The 13,533-nt window shown below is 29.8% G+C and carries 8 protein-coding genes; all 8 read right to left on the bottom strand.

The features are described 5' to 3' along the window. Nucleotides 1-538 precede the first annotated feature (538 nt). The 8 genes from CLMAG_RS01355 to CLMAG_RS01320 all read right to left on the bottom strand — a co-directional run bounded on the left by CLMAG_RS01355 (nucleotide 539) and on the right by CLMAG_RS01320 (nucleotide 13,470). Nucleotides 539-2,392, bottom strand: coding sequence for a TnsD family Tn7-like transposition protein (locus tag CLMAG_RS01355; protein ID WP_066616833.1), 1,854 nt, complete (start codon nucleotides 2,390-2,392; stop codon nucleotides 539-541). A gap of 4 nt (nucleotides 2,393-2,396) precedes the next feature. Further along, the gene (locus CLMAG_RS01350; RefSeq protein ID WP_066616830.1) at nucleotides 2,397-4,115 is read right to left on the bottom strand and encodes an AAA family ATPase; all 1,719 of its coding nucleotides are present in this window, start codon (nucleotides 4,113-4,115) and stop codon (nucleotides 2,397-2,399) included. Then, nucleotides 4,105-6,243, bottom strand: coding sequence for a Mu transposase C-terminal domain-containing protein (locus CLMAG_RS01345; protein ID WP_066616826.1), 2,139 nt, complete (start codon nucleotides 6,241-6,243; stop codon nucleotides 4,105-4,107). The genes CLMAG_RS01350 and CLMAG_RS01345 overlap by 11 nt, the downstream gene beginning before the upstream one ends. A gap of 16 nt (nucleotides 6,244-6,259) precedes the next feature. After that, a complete protein-coding gene (locus CLMAG_RS01340; protein WP_066616823.1) occupies nucleotides 6,260-7,051 on the bottom strand; it encodes a heteromeric transposase endonuclease subunit TnsA in 792 nt (263 codons plus the stop codon). A gap of 366 nt (nucleotides 7,052-7,417) precedes the next feature. Then, a complete protein-coding gene (locus tag CLMAG_RS01335) occupies nucleotides 7,418-9,277 on the bottom strand; it encodes a TnsD family Tn7-like transposition protein (protein ID WP_066616820.1) in 1,860 nt (619 codons plus the stop codon). A 249-nt stretch (nucleotides 9,278-9,526) separates the two neighbouring features. Beyond that, entirely contained in the window at nucleotides 9,527-9,739 is a 213-nt protein-coding gene (locus CLMAG_RS01330) for a hypothetical protein (RefSeq protein ID WP_066616817.1), read from the bottom strand. A gap of 250 nt (nucleotides 9,740-9,989) precedes the next feature. After that, a complete protein-coding gene (locus CLMAG_RS01325) occupies nucleotides 9,990-12,293 on the bottom strand; it encodes a ThiF family adenylyltransferase (RefSeq protein ID WP_066616814.1) in 2,304 nt (767 codons plus the stop codon). Next, nucleotides 12,286-13,470, bottom strand: coding sequence for a ComEC/Rec2 family competence protein (locus tag CLMAG_RS01320; RefSeq protein WP_066616812.1), 1,185 nt, complete (start codon nucleotides 13,468-13,470; stop codon nucleotides 12,286-12,288). The genes CLMAG_RS01325 and CLMAG_RS01320 overlap by 8 nt, the downstream gene beginning before the upstream one ends. Nucleotides 13,471-13,533 lie beyond the last annotated feature (63 nt).

Here is a 13,533-nt window from a genome sequence, read left to right as displayed (position 1 = left end):
AAATTTATTTAGCCCCCGTTGACCTTTATGAAAATTTAATTATGGCACTAATCTCGAATAAAATTCCAATAAATCCCCTCTACCAAATTACATACTAGCTCTTGTCACATAAAATTATAGAGCAAAATAAATTAAAAGCTATAATACCTATGTTAACTGTTCTTTTAATCTATTTAGTACCTAAAAAAATTATAGCGTAAATAAAAAATCCTAAACATCAAGATGAATTTTGCAATTTCCATATGTTTATGACAACAAGGAGACGTATATAATCTCCAACATCCCAATGTACTAATATTCCACGGTAGACATATTAGGCATTTACATTGAGCCTCTGCGCATATATGATAGTTTCCCTTGAAATCAACCACAGTAGTATATGAGTCTATACCAAGGGAAGCCATTATATATGCAGAGGCTCAGTGTGAATAGCTTACTTCTTTTAATATATCATGTTGAAATATTGATGCATTTATTTTGAAACGTTCTAGTATCAAATATTTATGTATTTTTAGATTGAAATTTACACCATAAATTCTTATGCTTTATTTTCTATAATTTTCTTTACTTTATCTTTAAAGCTACCTCTTAGTCCCGCTTTTCTTAATACCTTCCATATAACTATTTCTTCTTTATCTGGAGTTATACCATTTAAGACTTCAATAATTCTATATCTTTGAAATTCTTCTACACTTTCTAATATTTTATTTAAATATCTTTTTGTTTTTGGTAATTTATCTAAGTGTTTCTCTAAAAGTGATAAATAATTTATTCTTCTCCCGATTAAGCTTTTTGTTATTCTGGGACGCTTACTTAATTGAATCAATATTTTATATTCAGATTGCAACATATCCAGTAGTTTCTCGTCTCGATTATTCCAATCTACTCTTAAAACATTTTTTTCTGATTTATCGCATAATTTCTTAGTATTTAAATTTTCATCTAGCCACTTTTTATCATGCCTATATAACCACATATATTGCTTTTTTACTAGACCTCTTACCTGTGTTCGATTATATTGCGGAAACTTTTGTATTATATTTATCATATCCTGCTTATACTGCTCTGGATTAACATTAGTCTTAATAATATTCATGGTTTTGTTAACCTTTTGTTTTGTAGGGAGTAAGTGCTTTAAACCCATTTTCTCAGCATACTTCACTATAGTTTTAGAATCACATTTCATTAATAATGCTATATTTCTTATAGAGTATCCTCCTTTTAAAATCAAATCCCTTAAGTTTTTCTCCCACAGTTCTCCATAGCATACTACCCTACCTATAGAAAAATTATTTCTATTCATATTCCTTGAGTAAACAAATCCACATTTGCAATAAAATGTTCCAATTTCATCATTTGTTTTACAATCCTTCTTTATATTGTACCTATTTATTACGTATTTTTTATATTTATCGCATACTGGATTTAGACAGGGGAACTTCTTCCTACTTATATTAAAGTTATTTGGTATTTTGAAAAATTCCTCCACACTTTGTACCAAAAATATCATAAATAAAACTTGTCTTAGTGGATTCACTACTCTTTTGGGCTTTCTAGTTATAACTTTAAGCCAATTATATTCATTACCTGAGTCAGGTAGACATTTTAACAATTTTAAGATATCTATTCCATAGTAACTAATAAATTTTTCATATAGCTTTCTCTGCTCTATTCTTTGACTATTAGTTACAAGTCCTTTGTTTCTCAATAACTGAATGTATAAGTGGTGAATTTTATTCTGATCAAAGTTGTCTAACTCATTTTTTAATAAATAACTCATTCCATTTGAAATCTCTGTTAGAATACTCAAAGAATTATCTATGAAATTGCACCTATCAAATTCTAAAATATCAGTATGAAAGGTAATAAATTGTAACCTACTAACTTTATTCTGATGTATTTTGTATGTGTTAAGAAAACATTTATGCGTTGGACAAGTTAATATTCCTTCTACTTGGTGTAGCCTATGTACATATGCTTCTCCAAACTTTTGGACTTCAAACTTTGCACATAATGGGCAATACATTATTCCATTGTTTCTCATAATAGAACCCGCAATAAAACCAGTTTGAGTTTTTAAATCTTTTGCACAACAGCTTTTTATCTTTTGTAAAATAATATATTTCCGACTTTCAGGTAAAAAGGGTAAATAAATAGGCAAAATTGTATGATTATATATCAGATAATTACTATCTATATTGAGTTCATTTGGTAACATATTAGATAAATTATCTAGATACCCAGTAAACTCTAATGATGCTACCACAGAATCAGTTTCAAATAGCTCCTGTAATGTTTTTTTGTAGTTTAGTGAACCAGATACAATATGATATCTTCCTATAGCACTATATAATAGTTCATCGTCATATAATCTAAATAGGTCATTTATCATTTACCTATACCCCAAAATCATCTTCCGGCTTCTTTATCTTGCCTAATTCTTCAAACTCTTTATAAAAATTTTGTTTTTCAACTTCTTTAGTCCTTCTTACACTCTTTCTTCCTAAAGTTTTTGCCTCTTTATTTATTTGCATTTGCTCCTTGATAATTTTTCCGACTTCCTTCATATAAAAATCCATATTGTTTCCTAGTCCATGTTCATTAATAATACTTTTTACGATTGACCTGGTTTCATCCTGTGAAAACCCTAACCTGTCTAAGATAATAGAAATCGTGTCTGTTATTTCTTTTTCTTTTATCACTACTTTATATTTGTCACTTTCATAAATATTTTTTAATTGATTTTTATATTCAGTACCTTCTTTAATATCCTCAATATATTTATCCAGATTAAAAGCTGCTATATCATCAAAGTTCGCTAATAACTCTCTATTATTTGTCTGCAATGCAGTAATCATTGGAGCTGTCAGCATCATATGTTCTTTTGTTACACTATTTATCAACTCAATTGTAACTTTTTCAATTCCATTTAATATTGCCTCTATTTGTACTGCTATATATAAGTTAACCACTCTTTCAGTTATACCCATAGTATTTTTATAAAATGCTTTTCTAATATCATCTGTCAACGGAATAGCATTTTTAGTCCATTGATATCTCCATAAACCTTCTATAAAATCATCCCACTCTTCATCCTCATCCATACGAGTCCATTCAACTTCTCCAATTCCAGAAGCTCTCCTAGCTTGGCGAAGATCCTTATTCAGTACTTTCGAAATTGCTTTATAAGTACCTATATAAATAATAGGTATTTTCAATTCATTCTCTAGTGTTACTAAAAAATTTAATACCTTATCAGCACCCTCTTTTATATTTGCTAAATGTTGAATCTCATCAATAACTAAAGTGCCCAGAGCATGTATTTGCGATATATGAACCATTGCTGCCATCATTGTATCTGTGTTATTTCTCTGATTACCAAATCTCTGTAAATAGTCACTTCCTAAAACTGAGTCAACTTCCTTAAAAAACTTTAAGCATATACCCTTTAGTCCTCCATTATAAGAACAATCTATCTTTATCCATACTAACTGCTTGAATAAAAACTTATCTTCTTTATATCTGGTGTGAACAATACATTGTGGATACAGTGAAAGTATCTTATTTAAAGCCGTACTTTTTCCTCCACCACTTATACCGATTACAGCGAATCCAGGCATTGAAGTAACTGTGTTATTATAAAAGCATTGAATTTGTTTTAGCTTATCTTCTATCCATTTATTATGAATCAATTTTGAGGTAAAATTTATACCTCTTATAAATTCTGGAGTTCCTATGTGCTTTGACGTATATCCCCTTCTAATCACAGCTGAAAACTTTTTTTCTATTTCTATATGTCTAGCTAATACTGTTACATAATTCTTAAGTCTGGTAATTGCTTGAATCCTATACTCAATATTCTTATCACGCTCTAATTCCGAATATACAGGCTCATCTACTAATTTATATACAAGTTGCTCAATTGTACAAAGGGTTGGTAATGCCTCTATAAGCATGTTCCCTCTATAAGTAGGTTCACATTGTTCTATATATCGAGCATTAACTTGCTCTTTATATAAGAACTTTCCATTGTTATATTCTTCATACTGATTATCTATATAAGATCCTTCCTGAACCCCATCTTTAGTGTATACTATGTATCTGTTATCCAGCATTGTTCCTCTCCTTTCTGATACTCTTTATTTTATTAAATATGTTTATTTTAAGATTTGTGTTTTGTTGATCTTTTGTTGGATTTTCTATAATTTCCTCTTTTCTCTCTCCTAACGTAATCGCCTGCTCTTTTCCATAAACTTCATTTTCAATTTTTCTATTTTCCTTAATATTCCTAGTTAAAACATCTTTATTTGATAAGTTAAGGTCATTTGCATTCTGAACGTTATCCTTCTCATTTTGATGAAAGTCTAAATAACATTGATTTTGATAATCTCTCAAGGATTGAAGTTCTACTTTCATATCATTTAGATATGCAGTAATCTCCTCATATGTTTTATCACGATAAAGATTTTCTTCTGCACTTAAATAGCAAGTTATAAACCTATTACCCTTACTGTCGATTACATAAATAATGTTTAAATTTCTAGAGTCATATCGTATATTAACATTCCAATAACCACTATTCCTCGCTTTAGGATACCAATTTTCAACTGTTCCTATATCGCATCTGAATATTCTACCAACAAATTCAATACCCTTTTCCGTTACCTTAGCAACACCATCACGCAGCAAATTTAATTTTAAATATGTATCTGATACAGTTCTTAGATTACCTGAAATGTTTTTAATACCCCAATTCCATATTTCATTAGGTATTGATCTAACACCATCATTAATCATCTCTTGGGTTAATGGATAATTTCCGATGATACTTTTATTATGTAGAATTACTGCATTAATCACATGCCTAGTAAACTCATATATAGTCATAGCAGCATGTTTCCTAGCGTCACTTCCCCCTCGTTTTCTAAAATCACGTTCAATTACTCCATTTAGATAGGGTTTTAAGGTTGATTGAATTATATTAAAGCTTCCTTCAACTGTTCCTTTGGATTTACCCATAAAACTAGCAGTTGTTTCAATACTAATTCCTAAATTACTGACTATTTTTTCCGGGAGTTTTCCAGCCAATTCTCCTCTGTCTGCCCTCAAACTATTCGGCAACCCCCCAGTTGGCCAATCATTATACCCTATTTTAATTCCATATTTTTCGCAGAATTCAACTTTATTCTCAGTACAGTTATATAAAGCAGACACTGCACCTTCATAGCATGCATTCCCTGTTCCAATATAAACTCCAACAATTTCTGTTGTAAAAACATCACTAACATGATAAACAATAGGTCTTCCAATATTTTCACTTTTAATTCTATTTAGTAAATAGACAGGATAAGGAGTAGAATCTATTTCATATATGTACCCAGGCCCAAACGCATGATACTTTGCATTTGATAGTAATGGAGAGTTATTGAGTTTATATTCTTTCTCTCCTTTTCTACCTATGATTTCCTTCTCTATATTCCTTCTCTTATAATACCAATACCTAAACTGAGAAAATGTTGGACATTCATGTGCAGGTATTGTTTTGAATATCAATTCACCATTATCATTTATACACTTTTTACCAAATTCTTCTGCTAACATTATCTTATATACCTTTTGTAGCGATGTCTCTTTATGATTAAAATAATACTTTTTTATGTATGCTTTAAATATATCCTTCCATTCGCTACTTACATTTCTCCCTACTTTATCAGGCTCAACATAAGAAAGATAATTTTTCCTTCCCACTTTTTGTGTTCCAAGATTTTTCTCTTTTCCCTTACCTCCACACTTATATAGTTCTGACGCTAATGCTATTTTTATTTTTCCACCTTGCCAGTATTGTCTAAGGTATTTATATACACTCGCCTTACAAATATGTAATTCATTTATAACTTTTTTAATAAGCTCACTCCTAGTTTTCTCATTGAAGATATCCGGTTCATTGTATGTCAATGCAATTCTTTTAATTACTTGCCAAGACTTTTCTAATAAATCTTTTTGACATTCACTCATATCTATAGAATTCAAATACTTTACTATATCATCTTCTATAGAAAAAATTAGTTTTCTAGAATCAAATTTATCATCTAGTTCCTTAATATCCCTCAGGTGAAGATTTAGTCTTTCAATATTCAGTTCTATTGTGTAACACTGTGTGTACTCTGCATCAACCCAAAGAATTCTTTCCTTAACTTTAGTTTCAGTAAGTTCATAAACATCATTTACTTTGAAAAATTGCATATTAATATTCCTCCAATTACATCCAAAAACTAATGTTGGGATTTCTTAGATTTGTAATATCTTTAGTTATATCTGTCTTTACACTCTTATGACATATAAGATATTTAAAAAAACTTAGGCTCTCACCTTGCTCCCAGCCCTGCACACAATCAAATGTCTCAACTGTTCTTTTAACATCAAAATTATTTCTTTGAAATATATCCCAAAATAATAAAAACAGTTCTCTAATTTGTTTTCTCTCCAACATCCTATATCTATCCCAAAAGTAATATTGATATAAGAATCTAATATTTCTAGCCTTAATGTGATCAATTTCTTTTTCTGTAACAACACCCCAATCTATATTTTTCCGTTTCCAAAACATCTCTTCAATCTTGAATTTTTCCTTAACTCTTTTAGTTATTTTTGATGATGGCTTAATAGTTCTAACTATATCCCTAATCATTTTGCCATCATTAATAGTAATAACAAAGTCTGACGTCATTACAATTTCATCTTTATCAGGCTTATTTATTAATGGATGCCTAAGTCCATATTCCTTCGCTATTAGTATAGTTTCTTCTTTAGGAAGTAACGGGTATTGCTCCCTTATGTCAATTACAGAATCCTCCCACTGAGTATTAAAAAGATAATCTCTCTCTAAATTAGATAATAAATGGTATATACGGTTAACTTTCCATCCAAGTACTCTACTAGATAATCCTTCCGAAGAGACCTCATGTACTTTTATAAAAGGTTTATAATGTATCCCTCTTCCTACCCCTCTATCCTCGATTATCCTGTATTTGTCACTTTTTCTCTGTTTCAATTTATGCCTCCTTAAGATTAGATCTTAAATCGTATAGTTTGATTTTTTGTAATATCTTTTCGTTTTTTGACAGAACTGAAAGTGCCCTCTAAATTCTATTTATAAGACACTTTCATTTAGTATACATATTTTATTAACTAGTAAATGTTCCATTACAAATTCACATTTTTGTTATCTTTTTATATTAATTACTTTTACCAAATATAGGAATAATTATTCATAAAAGAATAAAGTCATTTAGTGTATTTGCAGTTAGTTTAAACCTTCTTCTTAATCATAATTAAATATTCTAAAATATTTGGTATAAATCCATTTTCTATTCTCTTAAGAAATTGACTTTTTACTTACTAAAACACGCTCATTATTTTATATTTCAATATCTATAGAATCAATATATAATTTTAATTGAGTATACTCTTCTTTATTTATACTAGTATGCCTAGCAATATTCGTAAAATTTGGATTGACTCCACTTTTCAACAATTTGACTGCTATATATTTATTCTTTCTTAATCTAAATTCTTCCTTTGATTCAACATTTTCCTCTAGGATTCTTTTAGTTAATGGTAATTTATTTATAAATGCTTTATTTCCTAACATATGATAATCAATTTGTCTAGAAATACTAGCTAAGGTTATTTGAATTGGAGGTATAAGGTGTAATAAATAGTCAATTGCTACTTTAATCTTTTTACTTATCTCTTTATCTCTTTTGTCATAGTTAAAACCACAGCTGCTACTTTTTACTGTTATATTTAAGTTATTATACATCCACTCCTTATCATATTTTAAGAGATATTTATATGCTGTACTTTCATTTTTAAGAATTTCATTTCTAGATTTATCAGGATTTTCGTTGATATATTCTTTTATTCTATTTCTATATTTCTCTATTAGAAAAGTTTGGGATTTAAGATTGTACTCGTTGCTTTCCAATTTTCTGTTGATTTTATGTTTAAATCCTAATTTTACCGCATGCCTAACTATTGTACTTTCATTGCATTTCATTATTCTTGCAATTTTTAGGATTGATGGTTTCTCTTGCATTAGTAGTTCTTTAAGTTTATTATTCCATTGTTCGCCAACTTCAACATATTGGCTTATCTCATATTTATCTCTTTCGTAATCGTCAGTTTCTTTTCTAGTATAAATAAAACCACATTTACATATAAACTTTCCATTGGCTTTTCCGGTATGCCTATTCTTATATACTATGCACTCTGAAATTACATTTTCCTTATAATGACTTGCAATTGGATTCATACATGGCCAAGGTCCATTTCCAAATGGTTCATATTTATTCTCAAAGTGCATTAGCCGTTCCACGCTTCCAAATAAGAATCTTATAAATAATAAATGTTTGGCTGGATGAACAGCTTTTTTATTTCTTGTGATGTCATTTATCCAATTACATCTATTATAATAATTTAAGTTACAATCTAATTTACTTAAAAAGTCTATTGAATAGTATCTTTTCAAGTCTTCAGTTAATTTATTTCCAAATACTAAACCTTTAGCTGATTTATATCCCTTTAATTTTAATGCATTATCATATTTTTCTATAATTTTTATAAGATTGAAACTGACGAAATCTTCAGACACAATATATTTCATGTCTATGGCTAAATTAATCATCTCTTGTGTTAAAGATATGTTATCCTCACCTTCTGCTTCATCCAATATATCATCTAAGCATAAGAATTTATTTTTATTTGATTTACTAAGAATAGAAACTCTATTTAGCATTTTCATATGTCTTAAGCAGACATGATTACCTGGTATTTGATGGAACCTATGTATGTAGGACTCTCCATATTTTAATTTATCTTCCTCAACGCATTCATCACAAAACCTTATTTCTCTAGTATTACTAGCATCTTTGCTTATTCCAAGAAGATTATCAATTTTTATTCTTAGCTCTCCACGTATTGCTTTGTATAGTGTGTTTATATCCTCATTTCTCATAAAAAAAGTAAAAAAAGGTACTAATGTATGTTCTTTAATTAGTACCCCTACCGTTTCTTTTTTATAAATTGACTGTATTGCTGGATGACTTATAAAAGAGTTTAAATTCGTAGGATAAAGTATGCTTGGATTAATATAACTTTTTCCAAACATTTCACTAGATAAATTTAGGTTATTGCTAGATAAATTAATTTTGCAAAGTCTAGCTATCCAACTATAAAATATCTCATCTGGATATGGCTCTAATACTATATTAAACAATTATACCACTCCTTAACAACTTATTAAGGCTTAGTATTTTTAAAATAGGGCATATATTATACGTTGTAAATTTTTCCATTAAATACAAAGTTTTAAGAATTCACTGCTTCAGTCTCTCACTCTCAAATCTTATTACTAAACGAGCTACATTATTAATTTAATAGTGAACTTGCTATTTATAGCTGTAAATAAATGCTTACTCTATATCATTTGATACAATAAATTTGGGGTGACTAGTCAATTTCATACCTATATAATCTCTAACCTAGTCCATAAATTAGTTATATTCTCATTTACTAGTCTTACATCACAGCTTTGATTTATATGCACTGCAAGTTTTCTATCTCTTATTTCATTTAGTTTATCTATGCAACTAGGATCTGCTGTAAGGTTCTTATCATGGAGTATTAAAACGTTGCTTTTGGGATTAATTAAATCCTTTATTTCAGCAATATGTTTCAATCTGTCTTCTTTCTTAGATACAAAATAGAAGAAGTATCTATAGTTTTTATACTGCCTACAAAAAAAGAAACTTTAACACCAATACCTTAAGTTCTATTCAACCATCCTTTATAAAAAACATATACAAATTATATAATCTAACATTTTTTTCATACATTTATATTTAGTTGCAGAAAGCTTGATAGTTGTTACAATCTTACGCTAAAAAAGAGGCATGATAACTTTCAATACCTCTTTTTTATATGCAGCTTTAAAGTATATAGGAATTAAAGCTGTCATTATTAAATATCATTATATGTGCTGGATAAGGAGTTTCTTTAAGGTTTTCCTTTATTTCATTTAGAGATGCAATATCTTTAGAACTCATTCCAGTTCCCATGTTAGGATGAGTATGCCAATCACCTACATATGTTATTATTTCACCTGTTTTATATAGGATATCCTTTAGATATTCTTCAGTTCCCGCAGAACCTTTATTGAAGAGAAATGGACTACCTATGCTATCCTCTGGAATAAAAATATCCATAATATATATAGATTTTTCATTTACATCCATATGGCCTAGGAGTATACCTCCAGTCTCATTAGGACTACTCTTTTCTAACTCAGATTGTATTTTTTTCCACGCATTGTTATATAACTTTATTGTCCAGCCACTTATCTCTAAATATAAAGAAGAAAACTCCTCAATATCTAGTGTTTTAAAGTAATTTTGGGAATAATCATCTTCATCAAAGAAGGATATAGAAACAGATCCTTTATTCTGAGTTTCTTTTATACTTCGCTTTATATAGTTTGCAAATATAGCAGCATGATAAGATATTACATCATCGGAAAGCACCATGGTATTTGTATTACAGCCTAAACCAATAACTATGTCTTCGAACTGGGCTTCCCCAACAGTTTTTCTAAGATAATTATACATCTTTAACCAGTTTGATACTTGAGGATTCTCGATTGAACTAGAGAATAGTGCCATTGCAGTCTCACTAATCTTAGGAGTTTGATTATCTCCTTCTCTCATTAGCAATCCTAATTTTCCGTTATCTGCAATCTCACCTCTTATTAATAAACCTTTAAACTTAAAGTCTGGTGAAGAAAGATAAGCAAATACAGACTTTGATGCTGAGAAATCTAAAAGCACATCATAATTGTTAATATCATTAGTCTTAGCATACTCTATAAATCTTTCATCATAGTAATTGTATGATTTAGAGGTATCTCTTTGATATATGGCATTTAACCTATTTACGATCTCAGAACCTTTGTTTTTTCCAATTGAATCAGCGAACAGTATATGTCTTGCCAGATTATGAGGAGATAATGTATCGTTATCTACTATCGTTATATCAGTAAATCCGTTCCTTGCGAGATGAACAATTATTTTTGAACCAAGCGCTCCAGCACCTACAACTAAAATCTTTTTATTCATATTTGTTGTATCAAATCCGGACATTTTAGAAGCAAGCTTAGAACTAAAGGACTCTAGGTGCTTAAGTGCAGCTACATGACCATTAACATCATAGTTTTTAACTCTACCTATAGACTTTTTTTTCAGCTGAACTATGAAGTTTAAAATCTCTATATTGCTCTCATAACCTATTAATTTCGTTGGTCTTTTAACTGCAGAAAGTACTAAGGAAACCTCTCTTTTTATATTGCTATTTAGCAATACTCTCAGAGCTCGCTGAAAATCAGTACCTAAAGTATTATCTAGTTCGTTTAAATCTCCTAATATTCCTCCTGGTAACTTAAAGTAATCAGAATACACATTATCTCTAGAACCCCAAGTTAGTATCCCTATAAACTTATTTATTTCCTTTGTATTCATTAATTCATTTTCTCTTATTAGACTCTTTAAATTGCTTTTCTCATATATACCTGTTACTTGTATTGATACCAAATCATTATCAGAATCTAAGTAAGCTTTATCTTCGATTGTATTAAAGCTAAATGTTATAAATGCATAGCCACTATGCCCATTATGTCGTTCCCAATAAGACTCTATAAACTTTGTTACTTCACCATAATCATATGTGATAGTTCCAGTTTCAAAATCAATAAGCATTGGTTCGAACTCATCACCTATTCTTATTAACTGCCCACTTGCTGCATCACTAAACCAGGATCTTATTCTACTAATAAACTCTTCTGTAGAATGCTCTATATACCAGTCATCCATACTACCTCTGTGCAAGCATATATAAGGGTACATATTACCAAAAACAAAGGTATGTGGTAATTTTTCAACAGGGAAGTCTTTCCTTCCACTAAATACGACTGGTGCTTTGTAGGAAATTTCATTAATTGAGCATAATAAAAGTACCTTTTCTATCTCATTGATTTTTGCTTTCATTTTACCTCTTCTTAGAGGAAGGTTTACCTTAATATTAAAGGTAACAATCACTTGTTTTTCAGAGGTAAAACTAAACACCTTTACCTCTGAAACGCTTGGGCAACTTTTAACTGAATTACAGAACTTATGAAATTCTGCTCCATAAATGTTTGTATCATATATTTGCTTTCTTGAGATGCTGTCATTAATTTTAGCCATAAGTCTTTGGTGTGCTAGCAGTTTTAATTAACGGCACCGCCGCACTCTCCTTCTTAGTTTCTTCTATATCTTGCTTGACAGGACCATTTTCAGTAAATGTAAATATTAGAGGTTTAGGAGCATCTGCATCTGGATAAGTCGCTAAGCAATAGAAGTTTTCTTCACCAACTGCCTCCTTGTAAAGATTAGCAGCTCTATAATGAGGAGGGTTATCCTCATTTCTTTTAATCTCCTTACAAGAAGCTATAATTACTCTTATATCTTCGCTATCCTTGCCATAATCAATAAAGGAAACCATGTCTTTCTCTGCATTTGGAGCAGGTTTCTTCTTATAATCCTCCATACTAAAGAAATACCATGAGCAATGATGTGGAGCTAAAAATATATCAAATCTCAAATCCTCTTCTGAGTTTAAATTCATAATTCTCCTCCAATTTTCAATTCGGCTATCACCTGCAAGGATTACCACGTTATTAGTTTCCTTTGAGTTAATATTAAATTCAGCTTTTAATATTATTGAGCATTCATTTCTTTCTGCCTCTGTATCATCTGATTCTGCTTTTACAGGGCCAAGTACAAAGAACTTAAACTCTTCCTGTTCTTTACTGTTAAAAATACTTACATACTGACCAGCTGGTGTAGTAACATTCTTTAAATCTTCTAATTTTTCATTATCAGTAGATCCTATTATTCTCACCCTATTACCTACTCCAGTATCGTGTACATCCTCATCTCCTTCTTCCTTTTTATATAATTTGATTCTTCTTTCAGTTTCTTTTCTAAAATCTTTAGCATCATTATTTAAGTCATTCTTATGCTCATTAAATACCCTTGGAGCAAACCATAGCTCGTCTATTATTATCTTGTCTTTATCTTTCTCTCCATATTTATCAGGATCACCCATATAGAAATACTTTGCTATACTTCTACAGTGATCTATGTCCGGGTGTGAAAGAATAAATACATCTAAATGAGGTCTATCGTTACTATCTCTAGGTAACTTCTCTAGCAAATACCCTACTATATCATACTTTTCTTCTACATCAGGATCACAGGAATCCTTTGTAATATTACAGTCTATAAGTATGTTGGTATCGTCCTTAAGCGAAAGTAGAATGGTGTCACCATTACCCACGTGAAAAAATGCTATCTGGTTGATTTTTGAAACCTTTGCCATGTCTTTTTACCCTCCTTAAAATATTGAAATAAATGTTAGTAAAAATAAAATGTAGTTTACATT

The sequence above is a fragment of the Clostridium magnum DSM 2767 genome (assembly GCF_001623875.1).
GTDB lineage: Bacteria > Bacillota > Clostridia > Clostridiales > Clostridiaceae > Clostridium_AM > Clostridium_AM magnum.
The sequence above is the reverse complement of the archived record's forward strand: the minus strand, read 5'-3'. Positions and strand labels throughout refer to the sequence as shown.

What these genes read in the sequence shown, in the direction of transcription:
- CLMAG_RS01355 (WP_066616833.1), bottom strand. Translation starts at nt 2,392, where the DNA reads ATGATAAATGACCTATTTAGATTATATGACGATGAACTATTATATAGT.
- CLMAG_RS01350 (WP_066616830.1), bottom strand. Translation starts at nt 4,115, where the DNA reads ATGCTGGATAACAGATACATAGTATACACTAAAGATGGGGTTCAGGAA.
- CLMAG_RS01345 (WP_066616826.1), bottom strand. Translation starts at nt 6,243, where the DNA reads ATGCAATTTTTCAAAGTAAATGATGTTTATGAACTTACTGAAACTAAA.
- CLMAG_RS01325 (WP_066616814.1), bottom strand. Translation starts at nt 12,293, where the DNA reads ATGGCTAAAATTAATGACAGCATCTCAAGAAAGCAAATATATGATACA.
- CLMAG_RS01320 (WP_066616812.1), bottom strand. Translation starts at nt 13,470, where the DNA reads ATGGCAAAGGTTTCAAAAATCAACCAGATAGCATTTTTTCACGTGGGT.